Origin of the sequence: Variovorax palleresanus, from assembly GCF_051144945.1 — a bacterium.
Taxonomy (GTDB): Bacteria; Pseudomonadota; Gammaproteobacteria; order Burkholderiales; family Burkholderiaceae_C; genus Variovorax; species Variovorax paradoxus_S.
In genome coordinates, this window is sequence record NZ_JBJNVP010000002.1 from 3,957,305 (window position 1) to 3,979,144 (window position 21,840).

General features: G+C 69.9%; 13 protein-coding genes. 3 read left to right on the top strand and 10 right to left on the bottom strand.

What is annotated here, in order from left to right:
- The first annotated feature begins 72 nt into the window (after positions 1 to 72).
- The gene (locus ACJ7Z0_RS22420) at positions 73 to 7,263 is read left to right on the top strand and encodes a hypothetical protein (RefSeq protein ID WP_434791593.1); all 7,191 of its coding nucleotides are present in this window, start codon (positions 73 to 75) and stop codon (positions 7,261 to 7,263) included.
- Positions 7,264 to 7,328: 65 nt separating this feature from the next.
- Positions 7,329 to 12,581: a prealbumin-like fold domain-containing protein gene (locus tag ACJ7Z0_RS22425; protein ID WP_434791594.1), complete on the top strand. Its 5,253-nt coding sequence runs from the start codon at positions 7,329 to 7,331 to the stop codon at positions 12,579 to 12,581.
- Positions 12,582 to 12,598: 17 nt separating this feature from the next.
- On the opposite strand, the gene pbpC is transcribed toward ACJ7Z0_RS22425, so the two are convergent.
- On the bottom strand, positions 12,599 to 14,887 hold the full coding sequence (pbpC, locus tag ACJ7Z0_RS22430; RefSeq protein ID WP_434791595.1) for a penicillin-binding protein 1C: 2,289 nt from the start codon (positions 14,885 to 14,887) through the stop codon (positions 12,599 to 12,601).
- 273 nt (positions 14,888 to 15,160) lie between these two features.
- On the opposite strand from pbpC, the gene ACJ7Z0_RS22435 reads away from it, so the two are divergent.
- Positions 15,161 to 15,373: a hypothetical protein gene (locus ACJ7Z0_RS22435; protein WP_431123830.1), complete on the top strand. Its 213-nt coding sequence runs from the start codon at positions 15,161 to 15,163 to the stop codon at positions 15,371 to 15,373.
- Between the two features lie 18 nt (positions 15,374 to 15,391).
- Here the strand turns inward: ACJ7Z0_RS22435 and ACJ7Z0_RS22440 are convergent, their stop codons facing one another.
- The 9 genes from ACJ7Z0_RS22440 to ACJ7Z0_RS22480 are packed head-to-tail and all read right to left on the bottom strand — an operon-like array spanning position 15,392 to position 21,782.
- Positions 15,392 to 16,018, bottom strand: a complete 627-nt coding sequence (locus ACJ7Z0_RS22440; protein ID WP_434791596.1) for a LysE family translocator — start codon at positions 16,016 to 16,018, stop codon at positions 15,392 to 15,394.
- A 27-nt stretch (positions 16,019 to 16,045) separates the two neighbouring features.
- Entirely contained in the window at positions 16,046 to 16,315 is a 270-nt protein-coding gene (locus ACJ7Z0_RS22445; protein WP_434791597.1) for a DUF2277 domain-containing protein, read from the bottom strand.
- A 51-nt stretch (positions 16,316 to 16,366) separates the two neighbouring features.
- Entirely contained in the window at positions 16,367 to 16,861 is a 495-nt protein-coding gene (locus ACJ7Z0_RS22450) for a GNAT family N-acetyltransferase (RefSeq protein WP_434791598.1), read from the bottom strand.
- 22 nt (positions 16,862 to 16,883) lie between these two features.
- A complete protein-coding gene (locus ACJ7Z0_RS22455) occupies positions 16,884 to 17,309 on the bottom strand; it encodes a GNAT family N-acetyltransferase (protein WP_434791599.1) in 426 nt (141 codons plus the stop codon).
- A gap of 24 nt (positions 17,310 to 17,333) precedes the next feature.
- Positions 17,334 to 18,410, bottom strand: a complete 1,077-nt coding sequence (gene mnmH, locus ACJ7Z0_RS22460; protein ID WP_434791600.1) for a tRNA 2-selenouridine(34) synthase MnmH — start codon at positions 18,408 to 18,410, stop codon at positions 17,334 to 17,336.
- On the bottom strand, positions 18,403 to 19,209 hold the full coding sequence (phnE, locus tag ACJ7Z0_RS22465; RefSeq protein WP_434791601.1) for a phosphonate ABC transporter, permease protein PhnE: 807 nt from the start codon (positions 19,207 to 19,209) through the stop codon (positions 18,403 to 18,405). The genes mnmH and phnE overlap by 8 nt, the downstream gene beginning before the upstream one ends.
- Positions 19,206 to 20,003 carry a PhnE/PtxC family ABC transporter permease gene (locus ACJ7Z0_RS22470; RefSeq protein ID WP_434792709.1) on the bottom strand — a complete coding sequence of 266 codons (798 nt, stop codon included), beginning with the start codon at positions 20,001 to 20,003 and terminating at the stop codon, positions 19,206 to 19,208. The genes phnE and ACJ7Z0_RS22470 overlap by 4 nt, the downstream gene beginning before the upstream one ends.
- 50 nt (positions 20,004 to 20,053) lie before the next feature.
- Positions 20,054 to 20,893, bottom strand: a complete 840-nt coding sequence (locus ACJ7Z0_RS22475; RefSeq protein ID WP_434791602.1) for a phosphonate ABC transporter ATP-binding protein — start codon at positions 20,891 to 20,893, stop codon at positions 20,054 to 20,056.
- 31 nt (positions 20,894 to 20,924) lie between these two features.
- On the bottom strand, positions 20,925 to 21,782 hold the full coding sequence (locus ACJ7Z0_RS22480; protein ID WP_434791603.1) for a putative selenate ABC transporter substrate-binding protein: 858 nt from the start codon (positions 21,780 to 21,782) through the stop codon (positions 20,925 to 20,927).
- Positions 21,783 to 21,840: the final 58 nt, after the last annotated feature.

Consider the following 21,840-nt stretch of genomic DNA (forward strand, 5'->3'; position numbering starts at 1 on the left):
CGACGGAAGGTTCGTGGCGTGCAATTTCTTCTGGCGTATCTGAGCACCTGCTCGCAGCGATGGCGAGGCGGCATGGCCGCAGCCGTCGTGGCGACGGCGGTCCTCGGCTGCACGCTCGCCGGAACTGCCGCGCACGCCGCGCCCCCGTCCGGCGGCACCGTGATCCGCAACGTCGCCACCGCCACCTACGTGCCGGCCGGCCTTTCGCAGACCGAGACGTCGAGCTCCAATGGCGTCAGCGCCACCGTGCTGCCGGTCGAGGCGCTGGTGCTCACGCAGGACCAGTCGGTCAGCCGTCCGCCGGCCGTCGTCGTCACGCTGAGCCACCTGCTCGCCAACACCGGCAATGTGCCGTCGAGCTACACCATCGGCCTTGTCAACGGCGGCGCGGGCTGCCCGGCCGGCGCGCTCGACATGTCGGCGCTGCGCGTGGTGCGCGACACCAACAACAACGGCGTGGCCGATGCGGCCGACCCGGTGCTGCCGCTCGGCGCCGGCGGCGCCATCGCGCTGCAGTCCGGCGAGACCGCAGCGCTGCTGGTGCAGGGCACCGTCCCTGCCGCGGCCAGCGGCAATGCCTGCGTGGCGCTCACCGCCACCACCGCGCTGCAGAAGCTCAGCGCGGTCAACCGCGACACCGTCACCGTGGGCGACGTGGCGGTGCTGGCCATCACCAAGTCCGCGAGCTATCCGGGCTTCGTGGTTCCGGGCACCACGCGCATCGACTTCACCGTGTCGGGCACCAACATCGGCGCGCGCGACGCACGCCCTGGCAACACCGCCGCACCCGCCGGAACGCCGGTGCTGGTGAACGGCACGCCCACCCCCCTGCTGCTGTTGCGCGACCTCGTGCCCGCGGGCACGCGCTACATCGCCGGCAGCCTGCAAAGCACGGCAGCCGGCGCGGTGCGCCTGTTCCGCCTGCCGGGCGATCCGGACTTCAGCTACCGCACCGCCGAAGACGCCTCGGCCGTCGAAGTGGCCATCGGCGTGCCGACCGCGCTGTCGCGCAACGCATCGATCGCCATGCAGTTCGCGGTGCAGGTCAAGGCCGACCAGAGCGGCGACATCCGCAACACCGCGCAGGGCTACTACAACGACGGCGCAGCGCCCGCGGTGTCGCCGTCGAACACGGTGGTCATCACCCCCAGCCAGAGCCGCATCGGGGTGGCCAAGGCGGCCTCGACGCCGCGCCTGAACCGCGGCACCGACGGCCAGCTCGACGGCACCGCCACCGTGAGCTTCAGCGTCAACGTGCGCAACTACGGCGCCGTGTGGCTCTACGGCGTGCAGGCGACCGACCTGCTCGAAGGCAGCGGCGCCACGCAGTTCGGCACCTACACGTCGGCCGCGGTGCCCGCCGCCAACCAGTACACCATCGTGCCCGGCACGCTGGCCATCGCGGGCAACCAGGGCAATGGCGTGGGTGGTACCGTGGCCGCGGCCGACAGCGCGTTCAACGGCACCGCCGCCGCGCAGAACCTGCTGGCGCCCGGTGCCGTTCTGCCGGTGGGCGGGCAGTTCACCGTGCGCTTCGATGTGCGCTTCAACGTCGGCGGCCGCGCCGGCACGCTCTACAACACCGTGCGCGCCCAGGGCGCGCTCACCGCCGGCGGCTCGCCGGCGGCCTTCGACGACTCGGTCAACGGCAGCAACCCCGACGCCGACGGAGACGGCAATCCGAACAACGACAGCTCGCCGACGCCGGTGTCCACGCAACTGCCCGCGCTCACGCTGGCCAAGACCGCCTCGGCGCCGCGGCGCGTGTCGCAGGGCGTGTACGAGCTCGACTACCGCCTCAAGGTGAGCAACACCGGCGTGGCCTCGGCGCCGAACGTGCGCATCATCGACAACCTCAATTGCACCTTCGACATGGACAAGCCCGACGGCCTCGTTGCCGCCTGGGAACTGGCCGCTCCGCCGAAGGCGCGCAACGGCATCCTCCATGCCGCGGGTGGCTTCACCGGCCGTGCCCCCTGCGACCGCGAAGCGCTCGCAAGCAGCGATCCCTTCAGGCTGCCGACCGAAGCCGTGCTGAGCGTCACCGACGGCAGCCGCCCGCTCGCGCCAGGCCAGAGCGAAGAACTCTCCTTCACCGTGCGCGTCACGCAGAAGCCTGGAATCGTCGGCGGCCGAATGGCGCTTACCAACAAGGCCTGGGCGGCGGCCTTCGACCAGAACACCGTCAACGTCACGCCGGCCATGCTGGTGGCCGCCAGCGCCAGCTCGGCGCAGTCGCTGCTGGCCGACCCGCAGGGCACCGTCTACAACGCCGTCACGCGCCAGCCCGTGGCCGGTGCGGTCGTCACCTTCACGCGCCAGTCGTGCAGCAGCGGGCCGGTCACGCCGATCACCGCGGAAGAGCTGTATGGCGGCTCGTCGGGCATCTACACGGTCAACGCCAACGGCAGCGTCTCCATGACCACCGGCGCCGACGGCGGCTACCAGTTCTTCCTGCAGTCGCCGCCGGTCACCGGCTCGTGCACCTACGCCCTCGGCGTGGTGCCGCCTGCAGCCAGCGGCTATGTGACGCCGTCGCAGCTCATTCCGGTCACGGCCGGCACCTTCAACAGCTGCGGCGCCATCGTGCCGAATGCCGGCCCGCCGCAGGGCGCAGACCCGACCACCTACTACTTCTCGGTCAACGCGGGCTTCAACGCATCCGGCGCCGCCTGCGACGTGGTGCACAACCACATCCCGCTCGACCCGGGCAATGTGCTCGGGCTGGTGCTGCGCAAGGAAGGCAGCAAGCGCCAGGTCGAGTTCGGCGACTTCATGGACTACGCCCTGGTCGTCACCAACAAGACGGGCTTCCCGGTCACCGGCGTGCGCCTGGCCGACAGCCTGCCGCCGGGCTTTGCCTACGTTGCGAACAGCGCGCGCCTGAACGGTTCGGCCGCGGTCAACCCGGCCGGCGGCGCGGGCCCGCAGCTGGTCTTCGACTACCCGGCGCTGGCGCTGGGCGTGGACCAATCGGCCACGGTGCGCTATCGCGTCCGCATCGGCGTGGGCGCGCCCACCAATGGCGACGCCGTCAACCGCGCCCGTGCGAGTTCGGGTCCGATGCAGTCGAACCTGGCCAACTGGACCGTGCGCGTGACCGGCGGCGTGTTTTCCGACGACGCCTTCCTGTTCGGCAAGGTCCACATGGATTGCAAGCGCGACGGCCGGCAAGAGGGTGACGACGAGATCGGCGTGCCCGGCGTGCGCCTCTACATGGAAGACGGCACCCACGTCATCACCGACGTGGAAGGCAAGTGGAGCCTCTACGGCCTGAAGCCGATCACCCACGTGCTGCGCGTCGACCAGACCACGCTGCCCGCCGGCGCGCGGCTCGAGGCGCTCGACAACCGCAATGCCGGCCGTCCCGAGAGCCGCTTCGTCGACCTGAAGAAGGGCGAGTTCCACAAAGCCAACTTCATCGTCGCCAACTGCGACACGCCCGGGGTGATGGACGAGGTGGCGGCACGCCGTGCCGCCATCGCCGCCATTCCCGACACCGAAGCCGAGGCGCAGGTGCGCATGCGGCTCGACCCCGAAGGCAAGATCGTGCCGGTGGGCGACGCGCGCTCGCTGCCCGCCAGCGGCCAGGCGCTCGCGACGGGCAGCACAGGCAGCGCCGGCTCGACGCTCTCCAACTCGGCCCCGCTGATCGCGATGCCCGTGGCGCCCGCCAACGCGAGCAGCTTCGTCAACGGCGCATCGAGCACCTTGAGTGGCACGCTCGGCGCCAGTGCGGCACCGGCGCCCACGCCCGCAGGCAGCCTGTTCGCGGCGCTGAGCGGCCTGCCCACCAACGCGCAGGGCGCATCGGCCACGGGCGGCGGCGCCACCGGCGTGGGCGCATTCGCGAGCCGTCCGGTCAACACGAACACCGCCATGCTCGAGCCGCGCCAGAACGCGGTGGCACCGCTGCTGCCGCAGGCCGTGCCCAGCCCGGTCGAACTCGAAGCCCTGTTGCCGCAGATCGAAGACAACGCGCTCGGCTTCATCGACCTGAAGGACGGCGACACGCTGCCGGGCCAGTCGGTCAACGTGCGCGTCAAGGGCCAGGCCGGCCTGGCGCTGCGCCTCACGGTCAACGGCAAGGCCATCGAGGAGCGCCGCGTCGGCAAGAAGACCGAGCTGGCCGGCAAGAAGCTCGGCGCCTGGGAATACATCGGCGTGGTGCTGCAGCCCGGCGCCAACCGCCTGCTGCTCGAGGGCGTGGACCCGTTCGGCAACGCGCGCGGCACGGCGCAGCAGATCGGCGTGATCGCGCCCGACAAGCTCGGCGCCATCCGGATCGACGTGCCCGAATCGGCGAAGGCCGACCTGCGCACGCCGGTGATCGTGAAGGTGCGCCTGACCGACGCGGCCGGCGTGCCGGTGACCGCACGCACCCAGCTCACGCTCGAAGCCGACCGCGGCCGCTGGCTGGACGAAGACCTGAATCCCGCCGAACCCGGCACCCAGGTGTTCATGGAAGGCGGCGCGGCCGAGTTCCGCCTGCTGCCGCCCGGGGAGCCCGGCGATGCACGTCTGCGCGTGACGGCAGGCAGCTTCGTGAAGGAAGTGCGCCTCGCGCTCTTGCCCGAGATGCGGCCGATGATCGGAGTCGGCATCGTCGAAGGTGTGCTCGATCTCACCAGGCGCGGCGGCGTGCCCCTGGGCGCGATGCCTGCGGGCGCCGCCTTCGAGGCGGAACTCACCGGCCTGGCCGACGAGAGCAACAGCAACCGCCGCGCCGCCGCTCGCACCGCCTTCTTCTTCAAGGGCACCGTCAAGGGCGAGTACCTGCTCACGGCCGCCTACGACTCGAACAAGACGCGCGACGACCGCCTGTTCCGCGACATCCGCCCCGACGAGTTTTACCCGGTGTACGGCGATTCCTCGGTCAAGGGCTTCGACGCGCAGAGCACGCAGAAGCTGTACGTGCGCATCGACAAGAACCGCTCCTACCTGCTGTACGGCGACTTCACGACCGCCAGCAGCACCGAGGTGCGCAACCTGAGCCAGAGCAACCGTGCGCTCACCGGCCTCAAGCATGTGTACGACGACGGCACCGTGCGTGCCACCAGCTTCTTCTCGCGCACCGCGCAGACGCAGCAGGTGGAAGAGTTCCGCGCGGTCGGCACCTCGGGCCCGTACTACCTGAGCGCCACGAGCGGTGAGTTCGTCGACAACAGCGAGCAGGTCGAGGTTGTGGTGCGCGACCGCAACCAGCCCAACCTGGTGCTGCAGCGCACGACGGTGGCACGCTTCGTGGACTACACCATCGAGCCGCTCACGCGCCGCATCCTGTTCACGCATGCGATCTCGTCGGTCGATGCGAACCTCAATCCGCAGTCGATCCGCGTGACCTACGAAATCGATGCCGGTGGGCCGAAGTTCAACGTGGCCGGTACCGACGTGCAGGTGAAGGTCGGCGACAACCTGCAGCTGGGCGTGGTCGCCAGCACCGACGAGAACCCCGAGAACCGCCGCAAGCTCGGCGCGCTCACCGCGGTGGCGCGCCTGGGCGACAACACCACCATGGCCGGCGAGTGGGTGCGCACCGAGTCCGACAAGAACGGCAAGGGCAACGGCGGCCGCGCCGAGCTGCGCCACCAGACCGAAGACCTCGCCGTGGTCGCGCTTGCCAGCAAGACCAGCCCCGGCTTCGACAACCCCGGCGCGAGCTTCTCCGCCGGCCGCACCGAAGCTTCCGCGCGCGCCGAGTACCGCATCGACGCCACCACCGCGGTGCGCGGCGAAGCGCTCTTCAGCCAGGACGCTCTGCAGGGTGGCAGCCGGCGCGGCTTCACCGCCAGCGTGCAGAAGAAATTCGGCGAGCAGATGGCCGCCGAAGTGGGCCTGCGCCATGGCCAGAGCGGCGCGGGCCTGGGCACCAGCTCGGGCTTCGACTACGGCCAGATCTCGACCTACAGCGGGAACCTCGGCAGCGGCGTCGGTGCCAGCAACGTCACCGCGCTGGGCAGCGCGGCAAGCGCGAACGCCAGTGCGAATGCCGAAGACCTGACGACCGTGCGTGCGCGCCTGTCGGCGCAGGTGCCGGGACTGCCACAGGCCAACGTGTTCGTCGAGGGCGAGCAGGACATCCGCAAGTCCGACCGCCATGTGCTGGCCGTCGGTGGCAACTATGCCGTGACCGACAAGACCCGCATCTACGGCCGCTACGAGCTGGTCTCCAGCCTTTACAGCCAGGACCAGCTCGGCACGACCGGTTCGAACAACGTCGGCATCCTGGGCGTCGAGAGCAGCTACATGGAAGGCGGGCGCGTGTACAGCGAGTACCGCCTGGCCGACAGCATCGACGGCCGCGCCGCGCAGGCGGCCACCGGCGTGCGCAACACCTTCAAGCTCAACGACCAGTGGCGCCTGACCGGCGGCATCGAGCACACGCGCCAGCTCGGCGGCCTGCGCAACAGCGGCAACACCGGCACGGGCTATTCGGGCGGGCTCGGCCAGTCGACGGCCATCACCGGCGGCGTCGAATACATCGCCGAGCGCATCAAGGCGAGCGGCGTGCTCGAAGGCCGCCGCGGCGACGATGCGAACACGCGGCTCTTCAGCGCCGGCTTCGGCTACAAGATCGACCGCTCGTGGAGCCTGCTCGCGCGCAGCGTGATGAGCGACAGCGAAGGGCAGGGCACCAACGCCGGCAACGCGCACCACCTCGCGCGCCACCAGGTCGGCCTGGCGTACCGCCCCGTCGATACCGACCGCTGGAACGCGCTGATGCGCTACGAGCGCCGTTCGGAGCGCGTGGTGGGCGCGGGCAGCACGACCGGTGCGCTCGACGGTTCGAGCGTCTTCGGCGCGGGCTCCGGCAACGCCAGCCTGCCCGGCACGACGGGCGCCGACATCGTCTCGGCCCACTTCAACTACAACCCGCGGCCCGGCACCGTGATCAACGGACGCTATGCGGCCAAGTGGTCGCGCGCCGACGACGGCTGGCTCAAGAGCACCTACCGGGCCCACCTGCTGCAGGCGCGCTACACGCAGGACATCAACAGGGACTGGGACTTCGGCATCCAGGCCGGCCTGCTCCACGGCAAGGGCGGCGCGCTGCAGAAGACGCTGGGCGCCGAGGTGGGCTACCAGGTCATGAAGGACCTGTGGGTGTCGGCCGGTTATAACTTCGTCGGACTCAAGGACCGCGACCTCACGGCCAACGAGTACACCAGCAAGGGCGCCTACATCCGCCTGCGCTTCAAGTTCGACGAGACGGGGCTGGGCTTCGCCTCTGCCGGCGCTGCGGCCTCGGCGAACGCCAAATGACAAGAATTGATTCGGCCGCAGTGGCAGAACAGATGACTCGATTTCCATCTTCGATCGCCCGGCGCATGCGCGTTCTGCTGGTGCTGCTGGCGTCGTTCGTGTCGGCGCCGACGCTGGCCGCACAAACCGCCTGCACGCCGCAGTCGGGCTTCAACTCGTGCGTGCGGGTGACTTACTCCGGCGGCGACCAGACCTTCACCGTGCCGGCCGGCGTGACCTCGGTATTCATCAAGGCCTGGGGCGCCGGCGGCGGCGGACCCAATACCAGCTACTACCCCACGCAGCGCGGCGGCGGCGGCGGCGGGTTTTCCTCCGGCACGCTGGCGGTGACGGCGGGCACGGCGCTGGGCGTTCGGGTCGGCGAGGGCGGCGGTGTCAACGACGCCTCCACGACCTACGGCGGCGGCGGTGCGGGCGGCAACGCGCAGGCCACGGCCATCGGCGCAAGCGGCGGCGGCCTGTCGGGTGTGTTCGCCACCACGACTTACACCCAGGGCAACGCGCGGCTCATTGCCGGCGGCGGCGGCGGTTCGTCGCCGGGCGCGGACGTGGGCACGCCCTCCGCCGGCGGCGGCGGCGGTGCGAGTGGACGCGACGACAACGTGGCTGCCAGCGGGCGGCCCGGCACCCAGGCAGCGGGCGGCGCGGCGGGAACGGGCGGCACCTGCAACCTCGGCGCGCCGACGGGCGGCACCGCGCTGCAGGGCGGCAATGGCGGCTCCACCAACGAGAACCAGAACGAAGGCGGCGGCGGTGGTGGGGGCGGGTTCTTCGGCGGCGGCGGCGGCCTGTGCCAGGGGACTTCACCCAACGGCATGGGCGGCGGCGGATCCGGCTACACCGGTGGCGTCACCAGTCCGACCACGGCCGTGGGATTGAATTCGACGTCCGACAATGTCGGCGGCGCAGCGGCCACCACTGGCGACGCTCACTATGCGGCCGGCATCGGCACTGGCGGAGGCGGCGATGCCAGCGGCGGCAACGGTCTGGTGGTGATCCAGTTCAACGCGCCGCCGTCGATCACGCTGAGCAAGACCGCGCCGGCCACGGTGGCGCCGGGCGCGGCCATCGCCTACGTGCTGAGCCTGACCAACAGCGGCCCCGCCGCCACCGGCACTTCGGTGGTCGTGCGCGAGCAGCTTCCGCCGGGCGTGATCGCCACTGGGGCCACGGCCGGCACCGGCGTCACCTCCGTGAGCTGCGGCACGATGCCGAGCGCAGCCGGCGCGTTGCTGACCTGCACGATGACGCTGCCTACCGCCGGCATTCCCGCCAGCGGCGGGGTTCGCAGCTTCACGCTCAATGCCACGGCGCCACTGGTGGCGGCGGGCACGGTGCTCACCAACTATGCGAACAGCAACGTGGCCGGCAGCGGAACGCCGGCCACGGCGCCCGGCGCGGCCTGCGTGTCCAACACCACCGTGAGCTGCGCCAGCGCCGCCACCACCGTGGTCGCCGGCGCAGCCGCCCTGGCGCGTTCGGGCGAACGCACCGCCACCGACAACCAGGTGGCCAACGGCAGCGCGCAGGACGTGCTCGAAGCCATCGTGCGCGACGCGGCCGACAACCCGGTGGCGGGCACGGTGGTGACCTTCGTCGCCACCACCGGCGTGGCCTTCAACGGCGGCGCGGTCGGCGCGGCCGGCACTTGCACTACCGCCGCCAACGGCATCTGCCAGGTCAACGCGACCAGCACCGTGCCAGGTGCAAAGAGCACCGCGGTCAGCATTCCGGCCGGCACGCTGACCGGCGTCTTCACCGCGAACGGCCAGAGCTACGGCGCGAGCCCGGCGACCTACAGCTTCGTGGTCGGCACGCCGAGCGCCGCGCAGTCGGGTCTGCGCATCGCCACCGACGGCCAACTGGCCAACGGCAGCGCACAAGACGTGCTGGAGGCCTTCGTGCGCGATGCGAACGGCAACCCGGTCGGCGCCGGCGTGGTCGTGAGCTTCGGCGCCACGCCCAACGTGGCCTTCAACGGCGGCACCGTGGGCGCGGCGGCCAGCTGCACCACCACCGCCTCAAGCCTCTGCCAGGTGACGGCAACGAGCACCGTGGCCGCGACCTACAGCACCACCGCGGTCACGCTGGGCGGCGTGGCACTGGGCGGAACCTTCACGGCCAGCGGCAACAGCTACCTGCCGAGCCCGCAGGCCTACAGGTTCCTGTCGCTGCCGACGGTGACCATCCGCACGATTTCGGTCAACGGCGTCGGCACTTTCGATTTCACCGGCAACAACGGCCTGGCCGCGCAGAGCATCACCACCACCGTGGCCGGCACCGCCGCCAGCGCGGCGCCGCAGACGCTCACGGCCGCGGGCACCGCCACCACCATCACCGAGAGTGCGCCGCCGGCAGGCTACACGCTGACGGGCGCCTCCTGCACCGGCCTGCCTTCCGGCGGCACCGCCACGCTCTCGGGCCGCACGCTCACGCTCAATGCCGCGGCCACCGCGCCGGGCGCCAACCTGGTCTGCACCTTCACCAACACCGGCGCCACCGACGCCACCTCGCCGCCGATTCCACCGACGTTGAGTTGCCTCTCGAACGCCGCGATCTTCAACACCGCCTACAACGGCGTCAACGGCCCGCCGCTCACCAGCGGCCGCGACACGGTGTGGGAGTCGGGCGTGGGCGCTGCCAGCGGCGGCCCGGGCACCGTCGCCTCGTGGCAGCGTGCCTACGTGGGCAACAAGGCTCCCACCGCCTGGGTCAATTCGCCCTTTGGCAACGCCAACTGGAATTCCAACTACGACCCGAACCACACGGGCAACGTCGACGTCTACCACCGCTTCACTTTCAACATGGCGGCGTCGGTGAACCCGGCGAGCTTCTCGCTGAAGCTGGACTTCTATTCCGACAACTCGGTGGCCGAGGTGTTCGTCAACGGCGTGCTGCAGAGCGTGCCCGGCGTGCCGCAAGGCGGCAGCGATCCCTACAATTTTCGCGGGTACCTGGCGGGCAGCCAGGCAAGCGCGACGCTGTCCAGCAACTGGCGCACCGGCAGCAACACCGTGGTGGTGCACATCAAGAGCGGCGCGAACGCCGAAGGCTTCCTGGCGCAGGCCACCACCACCGCGGTTTGCGCTCCACCCACCTTGACCCTGTCGAAGACCACCACCGGCGGCGCTGGCGGCCCCTTCAACTTCACGCTGAGCAACACCACCCAGACCAACGGCGTGGTCAGCACCGTGGCGGCGGGCACGGCGGTGCAGGTCGACGGCAACACGGCGACGGCCGGTACGCAGCCCTTCTCGGCCACGGCCCAGGGCGCCGCGATCACCATTGCCGAGCCGGCGGTGCCGGGCTGGAACCTGGCGGGCGCGGTCTGTACCGATGCCGGCACGCCGGTCGGCAGCCTGGGCACCGGCACCAATGCGCGCACCTACACGATTCCCGCAGCCAGCGTGCAGTACGGCAGGCCGCTTTCGTGCACCTTCACCAATGCGGCCTCGGCCACGGTGACGGTCAGCAAGGTGAGCAACGGCGGCGTGGGCCCCTTCGGCTTCACCGGCAACAACGGCCTCGCGGCGCAGACGATCACCACCACCGCGGCCGGCGCCGCGGTCGCGGGCGCGATCCAGACGCTGACCGCACCCGGCGTCGCCACCACCATCACCGAAGATCCGCTGCCCGCCAACTACGCGCTCACCGGCGTGAGTTGCACCGGGCTGGGCGCGGGCGGCACCGCCACGCCCGACCTGCCCAACCGCAGGGTGACGCTCGATGCGGCCGCCACCGCGGCGGGCAGCAACATCGCCTGCACCTTCACCAATACCTTCACGCCGCCGTTCCCCCGGGTGCAAATCGTGAAGACCACCACCGGCGGCAGCGGCGCCAACCTGTTCGGCTTTGCGCTCAGCGGGCTCTCGGCCGCCACCGACAGCATCACCGTCACCGGTGCCGGCAGCGCGAGCGGTGCCGCCAACCTGACCGGCACGGCCGGCGCGCTCGCGACGATCAGGGAAAGCGTGCCCGCCGGCTGGCCCGCCAACCCGATCAGCGCGAGCTGCCTGGATGCAGCCAGTGCCACGCCCACCGTGCCCTTCGGCACGCTGGCCGGCAATGAGCTCACCATTCCCGCGGCCAACATGGTGGCCGGTGCCAACATCACCTGCACCTTCGTCAACGGCTTTGGCTACACCGTGACGGGCCGCGTGTTCCTGGACAACGGCACGGGCTCGGGCGTCGCGAACGACGGGTTGATCAACGGCAGCGAGGGCGGCATTGCCGGCGTGGGCGTGCAGCTCACCAACTGCAGCGCCACGGTGCTGTCGACCGCCACCACCGACGGCGCCGGCAACTACGCGCTCGACGTGCCCTTTGCCACCGCCGCGAACGCGCCGCTGTGCGTGGAAGAAACCAACACCGCGTTGCGCCTCTCGACCGGCGCTTCGTTCGGTGCCGTCCCGCTGCCTTCGGGCTCGGCGGTGGCGAGCGGCGGCACCAGCTACACCTACACGCGCACCGGCACGCCCGACCGCATTGCCTTCACCTGGAACGGCGCAGGCCACACCGGCCTCAACTTCGGCGACGTGGACCGCAACACCTTCGCAGCCGACGGCGCCAAGAGCGGCATGCCGGGCAGCACCGTCAGCTATGCGCACACCTTCATTGCGCGGACCGGCGGCACGGTGAGCTTCAGCATCTCGAACTCGGTCGACACGCCGGCCGTCAGCGGCTGGAGCGGCAAGATCTTTGCCGACACCGGCTGCACCGGCGCGCAGCAGGCCGGCGCTGCGCTGCTGTATCCGCCCGCGGCGCCGGTCACGGTGGCTGCCGGGCAGAACGTGTGCATCGTGATGCAGGAGTTCATTCCCGCCAATGCGGCCAACGGCAACAACAACCAGAGCACGGTGCAGGCCAGCTTCAGCTTCACCAACGCCGGCCCGGCCCTGAGCGCGAGCTACACGGTGCTCGACACCACGACGGTGTCGAACAGCGCGCTCGAACTCAAGAAGGAAGTGCGCAACGTCACGCAGGGCGGCAGCTTCGGTGTGAACAACCAGGCCAAGTCGGGCGAGACGCTGGAGTACCGTGTCACCTACACCAACAACGGAACGACGCCGATCTCCGACATGAAGATCAACGACACGACGCCGCAGTACACCAGTTTCGGCGCTGCGCAAGCCGGCACCACGCCCGCTTCGCTCACCGGCTGCCGCAAGAACACGCCTGCCAACGCCATTCCCGCTCCCTCGGTGGCCTGCGCGGTGGCGCAGACCGCCGGCGGTACCGGCACGCTGAGCTGGGAGTTTTCCGGCTCGCTCGCGCCGGGCGGGTCGGGGTCGGTGCTCTTCAGCGTGAAGGTGGACTGAGCGGTCGCGATCACTTGCTATCGGCGCGCGCCTTTCGCGACCACGCCCGCGCCGCGCACTTCGAGCTTGCGCTGGTCCACCACCTTGCCCGTGGCATCGACCAGTTCGATCACATGGCGCCCCGGCCAGGGCAGCCATTGCGCGCTGTTGCCGCGCGCAAAGTGCTTGCCGTCGATGCGCCATTGCACGCCGCGCCCCTCGGACTCGAAACGCACGCGCTGGTGCAGGGGCGGAATGTCCGGGTCGAGCGCGATGATGGTGCCGTCGGCCGGCGCGGTGATGCGCGCGGCTGCCGCGTCGGACGATGTGCCGGCGCCGCCGTTGTCGAGCGCGAAGAGCGGTTGCTCCGTGCCCTGCAGGAACCATTCGCCGCGCGCCGCCTCGATCGGGTTGCCGTCGGCACCGGGTCCGAATGTCACGTGCGCTTCGACGAGGCCGGCGGGCGGCCTGGGTGCGCGGCTGGGTTCACGCGCGTGCAGGAAGCGCATCACCTCGGCCCAGACCGGCGCCGCGCCGCTGGTGCCGCTCACGTCCCACATCGAGGCCCCGCTCGCGTTGCCGACCCACACGCCGACCGTGTAGCGCTGCGACCAGCCCACGGCCCAGTTGTCGCGCATGTCCTTGCTGGTGCCGGTTTTCACCGCGGTCCAGAAGCGCGTGGAAAGAATGCTGTCCAGGCCGAAGGTGCGCGTGCGCGCATTCGCGTCGGACAGGATGTCGCCGACGATGAAGGCGGCGCGCGGATCGAGGACGAGCGCGGCCGAGTCGTCGCCAGCCCTCGCTTTCGCGGTTGAAGCCGGTGTCGCAGGCCGCGCAGTCAGCATCGTCGGTCCGTAGCGCCCGCCATTGGCCAGCATGCGATAGGCGTTGGTGAGCGACAGCAGCGACACCTCGGCGCTGCCGAGCGCGAGGCTGTAGCCGTAGTAGTCGCCGCTTTCGCGCAGCGGCAGGCCCACCGCGCGCAGCTGCCGCGCAAACGACTCGGGCGACACCATCACCAGCGTGCGCACCGCCGGCACGTTGAGCGAGGCGGCGAGCGCGGTGCGCGCCGACACGGGCCCCTTGAACTGGCGGTCGTAGTTCTGCGGAATGTAGAGGCCGCTCGCGGTGCTGATCTGCGCCGACGAATCGTCGATCAGCGATGCCGCGGTGAGCCGCCGCTCGGCGATGGCCTGCGCATAGAGCAGCGGCTTGAGCGTGGAGCCGGGCTGTCGCAGCGCGGTGGCTGCATCGACCTCGGCCGCCTGGCTCAGCGGGCCCGACGAGCCGACCCAGGCGAGCACCTCGCCGCTCGCGTTGTCGAGCACCACCAGCGCGCCGTCTTCCACGTGCCGGCCGCGCAGTTCCTTCAGGTGGCGTTGCAGCGCGCCGAGCGCAAAGCGCTGCAATGGTGCGCGCAGCGTGGTCCTGACGGCCGTCTCCTTGTTTGCCGCTTGCCGCGCGGGTGTCGTGGAAGAAGCGGCGGCGGCCGCTTCACCGGCGTCGCGCAACTCGCGCAGCGCACGCCGCGCCGCATGCGGCGCAATGCCTTCGTTCGCATCGAAGGCGCGCCGCTGCACCGCCGCGCTGGTGAACATGTCGATCGCATCGCAATCGATCTTTTGCCCCGGCTCCATGGCGCGCATGAGCTCGCAAGCGCGCTGCGCCACCAGCGCTGGCTTGGCGTTGGGCGCGCGCACCAGCGCGGCGGCCACGCTGGCCTCGCGCGCGTCGAGGCCGTTCGGCGCCTTGCCGAACAGCGTGCGTGAGAGCGCGTCGATGCCCACGATCTCGCCGCGGAACGGCACGGTGTTGAGGTAGGCCTCCAGGATCTGGTCCTTGCGCCAGCTGCGTTCCAGCTGCGTGGCCGCCACGGTCTGGCCGATCTTCTGCGTGAAGGTGCGTCCGCTGTTGGCGCGGCGCAGGTCTTCGTCGAGCAGGCCGGAGAGCTGCATCGTGATGGTCGATGCGCCGCGGGTGCGCGTGTTCCACAGGTTGCCCCAGGCGGCGGCCGACACGGCGCGCCAGTCGATGCCGCTGTGCTCGTAGAAGCGCCGGTCTTCGCTCAGCACCATGGCCATGCGCAGCGCGGGCGAAACGTCGGCCAGCGCAATCCACTGGCCGCGGCGCACGGTGGCGTCGGTGCGCACGCGCTGCAGCAGCTCGCCGTTGCGATCGAGCACCGCGGTGTCGGAAGAACGGAACTCGCGCTTCACCTCGTCGAAGCTCACGATGCCGGCCAATGCCAGCCCCGGCTGCGCGCAGAGGATGGTCGTCAGCGTTGCGGTAAGGCAACGGCGGCTTGCGGCGAGAGGCGAGCGGTGCATGAAAAGCGGTGTGAAGGCAGGGGCGGAAATCGGCGCCCCGGAGCGCCATTCTCGGCCATGCGGCCACGGGAACTGCACCTACTTGCAGACGGGCGCGCCGCCGTCTGCGCGCGTAAGAACTTAGCGCCAAAGTTTGCAGCACGTTCCACATCCGGTAACGAACTTCACGCCCCGGCCTCATTGCAGATACGGAGCCGAGACGGAGGTGGCCTTCAATGCAGTTGCCGGCTTGCGGAGGCAAGCCGTCTTTTTAGAACTCCAAGGAGAAATCAAATGATGGTGAAGACATTGGCCGTTCTGCTTGCCGCATCGGCCGCTCTGGCCGGCTGCGTCGTTGCACCCTATGACCGGCCGGCGCCGCGTCCGCACTATGGCTACGGAGACCGCGACCGCGACGGTGTGCCCAACCGCTACGACCGCGACCGCGATGGCGACGGCGTGCCGAACCGCTACGACCGCAATCCGAGGAACCCGTACTACCGCTGACGCTGGCGGGAGCGCACCTCAGGCGGGCCGGCGCGCGAGCAGCGCCCACACGCCTGCCGCGCTCAGCAGCGAGCCGCCCGCAAGGTTGAAGCGCCGCTGCGCGCGCGGCGAGGAAAGCAGCCTGCGGGCCGATCCCGCGAACACCGCGTAGAGCGTGGCATTGAGCGCGGCCATGGCCACGAAGGTGACCGCCAGCACCCACAGCTGGCGCGTCACGTCGGCCGTGGGACTCAGAAACTGCGGCAGAAACGCTACGAAGAACACGATGCCCTTGGGGTTCAGCGCCGTCACCAGGTAGGTGTTGGCGAACAGCCTCCAGCGCGAAGCGGGCGCCGCCGGCGCAGCCATGTCCGCCGATGTGATGCCCGCCCGCAGCAGCTTGATGCCGAGATAGATCAGGTACAGGCCGCCCGCCCACTTCACCACCGTGAACCAGAACGCCGAGGTGGCGAGCAGCGCCCCCAGGCCCAGCAGTGAAACCACCAGCGCGGTCGAGTCGCCGAGCGCCACCGCGGCCACCAGCGGCACGTTGGCGCGGCGTCCGTGCGACATGGAATAGCTGATCACCGTGAGGATGGTCGGGCCGGGAATGATCAAGAGCACGGCGGATGCGGCAACGAAGGCGAGCCAGAGTTCAACGGGCATGAAGAGTCTCCAAGGTTGTTGTGATGTTCAGGCGCCGAAGCGCGCGGCCGACCTGGCCCGCGCGCGTTCGGCCTCGATGGCGCGGTCGCGCGGTTCGGCCGTGGTTACCAGCGAATCGATGAGCCGCGTTGCGCTGGCGGCCATTTCATCGACCGCGCGCTCGAAGGCTTCCTGGTTCGCCTTCGATGGCACGCTGAAGCCGCTGAGCTTGCGCACGAACTGCAGCGCGGCGGCGCGGATCTCCTGCTCGGTGGCGGGAGGCTCGAAGTTGTAGAGGGTCTTGATGCTTCTGCACATGGGAACTCCATACGGCAGGGGATGCGCCAGTTTAGAGCCTGTTGACAGGCCCTAGCGAAGCAGCGCCATAGCGTGGGCATCGTGATAAATGCCGTCGATCAGGCTGGCGCGGCGGATGAGGCCTTCGTGTTCGAAACCGAATCGCTCGTACAGCGCCTTCGCCTTCAGGTTGTCCGCGCGAACGGAAAGCTCGATGCGGGTCAGCCCGCGCGACCACGACCTGTCGATGGCCGCCTGCAGCAGCGCTGCGCCGAGTCCCCGGCCCCGTGTCTCGGGCAGCATGGCGATGCCCAGCACACCGATGTGGGCCCGCGAGTGGCCGAAGACCGGCGAAACGTCGCACCAGCCCACGACCTTGCCGTTGCCATCGATCGCCACGAAATGAGGGAAGCCCGCTGCCAGCACGTTGCGGTAGAAGGCGAGCGATTGCTCCCACGGCGGCGCCTGGGTCAGCGCAAGATACCTCTGCTCGCGCGCCACGACATCGAGCGCCTTGTGCAGGCTCTCGAAGTGTTGCTCCGCGGTGGGAACGACGGAATGGTTCATGCGCGCGAGACGAAGCGCGTGTTCATTCGACGAGCCCGCGCTCGACGGCCTGCGCCGGGTTCTCGAAGATCGCCATCGCGGTCTTCATGCGCCTGAAGCCGAACTTTTCGTAGAAGGGCTCCTTGCCGGCCACCGCATACAGAATGATCTTGCGGTGCCCGCTGGAGGCCGCCACGAGCCGCGAGACGATCTCCTTGCCAAGGCCGGTGCCCTGGTGGCTCGGATGCACGGCCACGTCGCAGATGTAGGAGCAGTCGAGCCCGTCGGCCATGGCGCGGCCGACGCCGACCAGTCGGCTGTCGTCATACGCAAAGCACTTGAACATGCTGTTGGAAAACACGAGCTTCAGGCCGTCCGCTTGTTTGTTGCCGAGTGGCGCGGCCTGGTAGAGCCGCGAGAGTTCTTCCCAATCGATGTCTTCGAGCGAATGGCGCCATTCGAGTGTCATGGAGCGTGCCTCTTGTTGGGCCGGTCAGCCGGCGGGGTTCAACCGCAGGATGGCGTCCGCCACGGCCTCGATGCCGGGGTCCGTGAGGTCGGCTGCCGCCACCTGCTGCCGCAGCGGCCACTTCTCGAAATGGCGCGCCTGCGAGCGTTCGTAGTGCGGATCGTAATGAAGCGCCATCAGTTCCGCAAAAAGCGGCGGCAGATCGCCCTGGAGCGCCCACTCCTGCCAGCGCTGCACCACCGCCTTGCCCTGCATTTCCTTCAGCCTGTCGAGCTGCGCCGCCAGCGCGGCGCGGTCGTCGCCGAGGTAGGCGTAGTCGCGCAGCAGGTAGTCGAGCCGCGTGGCCGCATCGGCCTGGATTTCGATGCACGCTGCCGCGCGCATGTGCGCAACCAGCGGAATCGGCACCGAGAGCCGGCCGATGCGCGCACTTTCGCCTTCCACATAGAGCGTGCGCGAGAGGTCGAGCGCATCGAAGCAGGTGGCGATGCGCGTCTCGAACTGCTTTTGCGAAGGCTGCGGCACGCCGGGCAGGGCGCCCAAGAGCGAGCCCTTGTGGCTGGCGCAATGCTCCAGGTCGAGCACCTGTTCGCCGCGCGCGGCAAGCGCCTGCAGCACCCGCGTCTTGGCGCTGCCGGTGGCGCCGCAGATCACCCGCAGCTGCAGCTTGGGTACGGTGGCTTCGATCTGCGCCAGCACGTGATGGCGAAAGCTCTTGTAGCCACCGGCGAGCTGCTGCGCGTCCCAGCCGACGAGACGCAGCCAGGTCACCATCGAGCCGCTGCGCAAGCCCCCGCGCCAGCAATACACGAGCGGCCGCCAGTTGGCGGGCTGTTCGGCAAAGCGCTCGCGCAGGTGCCGCGCGAGGTTGGCGGCCACCATGGCGCCGCCGACACGCCGCGCCTCGAAGGCGCCGGTCTGCTTGTAGATGGTGCCGACGATGCGGCGCTCTTCGTCGTCGAGCACCGGGCAGTTGATGGCGCCGGGAATGTGGTCGAGCGCGAACTCGGAGGGCGAGCGCGCGTCGATGACGGTGTCGAACCGGTGCATGTCGGCCACGCGCGTGGGCTGGTGGCGCGGGTTGCTGTCGTGCTCACGCATGGGCGTGCCCCAGGTTGCGCCGCAGCCGGCCGCTCGCCAGGTCGACGAGGGCCACCAGCCCGAACATTGCAATCAGTACGGTCATGGCCTGCTGCTGTTGAAAGATCGACAAATGAAAGTAGAGAAGCTGCCCCAGGCCGCCGCCGCCGACGAAGCCCAGCACCGCGGCCATCCGGATGTTCATTTCCCAACGATACAGCGCATAGGCCACCCATTGCGGCAGCACGAGCGGCAGGCTGCCGTAGCCGAAGGCCGCCACCGCGCCGGCACCGCCCAGCGCCAGGGCCTGTTCGGGTTCGCGCGGCGCGTTCTCCAGGCTTTCGGCGAACAGGCGGCCGAGCACGCCGGTGGTGTGCAGCGCGAGCGCCAGCGCGCCCGCGAACGGGCCGATGCCCGCGGCCAGCACCATGAGTGCGGCCCACACCAGCTCCGGCACGCTGCGCAAGAAGTTGAGGACAAAACGGCAGCCCTGCCGCACCAGCAGGCCCGATCGCCCCGAGGCCGGGAGCGCGAGCACGGCGGCGCCCGCGGCCGCCAGCAGCGTGCCGAGCGCCGACACGGCCAGTGTCTGCAGCGCGCCCCATGCGGTCTTGGCAAGAAAGGCGCTCGAAAGATCCGGTGGAAAGAACTCGGCGATGAACTTGCCCATGAAACCGATCGATTCGGCCGTGAAGAGGGCGCTGTAGTCGATGGCCAGGTACGCGAAGCTGGCCACCACAGCCACCAGCACCAGCGCCGATGCGGCCCAGCAGCGAATGCATCGGGGCGGACGGGCGAATTGCGCGGCGTTGTCCTTCATGCCAGCAACCGCCGCAACGCATTGCTCAGCGCATCGGCGAGCAGCACCAGCACCAGGAACACCAGCAGGATGCTGCTGGCTTCGCCGCCGTTGAGCATCTTCATCGACTGGTCCATGAGCTGGCCCAGGCCGCCCGCGCCCACGAAGCCCATCACGACCGAGGCCCTGACGGCGCATTCCCACCGGTACACCGTGTACGAGACGAGTTCCTGCCCGCAGTGGGGCAACAGGCCGTAAACCAGCGCGGCGATGCGGCCGCTGCCGCTTTCCATTAATGCGCGGGCGGGCCGCGTGTCGGTGGATTCGAGCACCTCGGCATACACCTTGCCGAGCATGCCGCCGTAGGTGATGGCGAGCGCCAGCACCCCGGCCGCGGGGCCGAGGCCCAGCGCGCGCACGAAGACCAGCGCCCAGACGATTTCCGGAATGGCGCGCAGCACCATCAGCACGGAACGCCCGGCCTGCCGCACCACGGCGGCCTGCGCGCGCCCCGGGCCGGGCCCGATGCGCGAGACCGAGAGCGCGCGCGTGGTCACGAAGGCCAACGGCGCACCGATGGCGAAAGCCAGCGCCGTGCCCGCCGTGGCCATGGCCAGTGTCTCCAGCGTGGCCTTGGCCAGCATCGCGAGGAAGTCCGGCGCGGTCTCCGGCGGCATGAAGCCGGCCAGGAATCCGCCGATCACCTGCAGGTTGCCCGGCGCGAACAGGGCAGAGGGCGCGAAGCCCGACAGCTGCAGCATCGGCCAGGCGATGACGAGTGCGGCCAGGAGCCACACTACGCGGCGCCGCGCCATCGGATCGCGCAGGGCGGGCGGCGTGCGTGGCGGCAGCGATTGCGCAGTGGTCACAGGCAATCCGGCCGTTCGACGGAATTCGCGGAAGCCGCGGTGAATTTTCGGGATGGCATGTCCAGCGGCAGTCCAGGTGCCTGCATCGGCAACCCGCCCTCACTGGCATAGAGCGCCGCGAGCATCGGTTCCGTCACGTTGCCGACGGGCTCGTCGAACACCACCTGTCCGCTGCGCATGCCCACGATGCGCGGAAACCAGCGCAGCGCCAGGTCCACCGCATGCAAGGAGGCCACGAGCGTGGCGCCCGTCGATTCGCTCTGCGCCACCAGCTGCTGCAGCGCGGCGTCGGCCAGCGTCGGATCGAGCGCGGACACGGGCTCGTCGGCCAGCAGCAGCGCGGGCCGCTGGTAGAGCACGCGCGCAATGCCCACGCGCTGCAACTGGCCGCCGGAGAGGCGATCGCAGCGGTCGAACAACCGGTCTTCCAGCGCGAGCCGCGACAGCACTTCGTGCGCGCCTTCGAGGTCCGACGGACGCAGCAGCGAGCCGAGCGCGCGCATCGCGCTCCATTGCCCGAGCCGCCCCGAGAGCACGGCGGTGACCACGCGCAGGCGCGGTGCGATTGGCGGGCTCTGGTGCACGGTGCCGATGCGTGACCGCAGCTTGCGCAGCGCCGGCGCGGCCAGGCCCCACGGCGCTTCGCCGAGCAGCTGCACCGTGCCTTCGCCCGGCCGCAGCGCTGCGCCGAGCACGCGCAGCAGCGTGGTCTTGCCGGCGCCCGAGGGGCCGATGACGGCCAGCCGCTCGCCGTCGCGCGCGGCAAGCGACACGCCCTGCAGCGCACGATGGCCGTTCGGGTGCACCAGCCCGGCGTCGTCGAGCGAAAAGCTCACGCGACGGCTCCGGCGGTGCGCCCCGATGGCATCACTTGACCAGACCGGCCGACTTGGCGGCGGCTTCGATGCCGTCGTAGTTCGACGACTTGGTGGCAATGAACTTGCTCGCGCGCTGCAGGCTCATGATCTCCTTCATGGCCGGGTCCGCGGGATCGAGCTTCAGGAATGCCTCGGTGAGCTTCTTGGTCAGTGCCGGGTCGAGGCCGGGGCGCACCGTCCAGTTGTAGTCGTAGTAGGTTGGGGTGGTGGCCAACACGCGCACCTTGGCGGCGTTCGGGTTCTTGCTTTCGACCAGCTTCTCCCACACCGATGCGTTCAGCACGCCGGCCTCGGCCCGCGAGGCGGCCACGAAGGCCACGGTGGCGTCATGCGCGCCCGAGAAAGCGACCGTCTTGAAGTCCTTCTCGGGATCGATGCCCGCCTGCATCAGGAAATAGCGCGGCATCAGGCTGCCCGAGGTGGACGAAGGCGCGCCGAACGCGAAGGTCTTGCCCTTCAGGTCGGCCAGCGTCTTGGCGGTGCTATCGACCGGCACGATGAACTTGCTCGTGAACACCTCGTCTTCGGCGCGCTGCACGATCGGCACCGCGCCGCCGTTGGTGCGGATGCGAGCCTGCACGAAGGTGAAGCCGCCGAGCCAGGCCAGGTCGATCTTGTTCGTCGCCAGGCCTTCGACCACGGCGGCGTAGTCGGTCACGGGCGTGAACTGCACGTCCATGCCGGTTTCCTTCTTCAGGTAGTCGCCGAGCGGCGTGAACTTGCGCTGCAGTTCGGTGGGCGCCTCGTCGGGAATGGCGGACACGCGCAGCACCTTGCCCTGCGCCGAAGCACCCAGGGCGAGGACGGAGAGCGAAAGTGCAAGGGCGATGCGAAGGAGGGGTTTCATGGGGTGGCGCGGCATGGCGCAATGGAGGACGGACAACCTTCGATTGTAGAAACCCGCG

What these genes read in the sequence shown, in the direction of transcription:
- ACJ7Z0_RS22425 (WP_434791594.1), top strand. Translation starts at nt 7,329, where the DNA reads ATGCGCGTTCTGCTGGTGCTGCTGGCGTCGTTCGTGTCGGCGCCGACG.
- phnE (WP_434791601.1), bottom strand. Translation starts at nt 19,209, where the DNA reads ATGAAGGACAACGCCGCGCAATTCGCCCGTCCGCCCCGATGCATTCGC.
- ACJ7Z0_RS22470 (WP_434792709.1), bottom strand. Translation starts at nt 20,003, where the DNA reads ATGGCGCGGCGCCGCGTAGTGTGGCTCCTGGCCGCACTCGTCATCGCC.
- mnmH (WP_434791600.1), bottom strand. Translation starts at nt 18,410, where the DNA reads ATGCGTGAGCACGACAGCAACCCGCGCCACCAGCCCACGCGCGTGGCC.
- ACJ7Z0_RS22435 (WP_431123830.1), top strand. Translation starts at nt 15,161, where the DNA reads ATGATGGTGAAGACATTGGCCGTTCTGCTTGCCGCATCGGCCGCTCTG.
- ACJ7Z0_RS22455 (WP_434791599.1), bottom strand. Translation starts at nt 17,309, where the DNA reads ATGACACTCGAATGGCGCCATTCGCTCGAAGACATCGATTGGGAAGAA.
- ACJ7Z0_RS22420 (WP_434791593.1), top strand. Translation starts at nt 73, where the DNA reads ATGGCCGCAGCCGTCGTGGCGACGGCGGTCCTCGGCTGCACGCTCGCC.
- ACJ7Z0_RS22445 (WP_434791597.1), bottom strand. Translation starts at nt 16,315, where the DNA reads ATGTGCAGAAGCATCAAGACCCTCTACAACTTCGAGCCTCCCGCCACC.
- ACJ7Z0_RS22480 (WP_434791603.1), bottom strand. Translation starts at nt 21,782, where the DNA reads ATGAAACCCCTCCTTCGCATCGCCCTTGCACTTTCGCTCTCCGTCCTC.
- ACJ7Z0_RS22450 (WP_434791598.1), bottom strand. Translation starts at nt 16,861, where the DNA reads ATGAACCATTCCGTCGTTCCCACCGCGGAGCAACACTTCGAGAGCCTG.
- pbpC (WP_434791595.1), bottom strand. Translation starts at nt 14,887, where the DNA reads ATGCACCGCTCGCCTCTCGCCGCAAGCCGCCGTTGCCTTACCGCAACG.
- ACJ7Z0_RS22440 (WP_434791596.1), bottom strand. Translation starts at nt 16,018, where the DNA reads ATGCCCGTTGAACTCTGGCTCGCCTTCGTTGCCGCATCCGCCGTGCTC.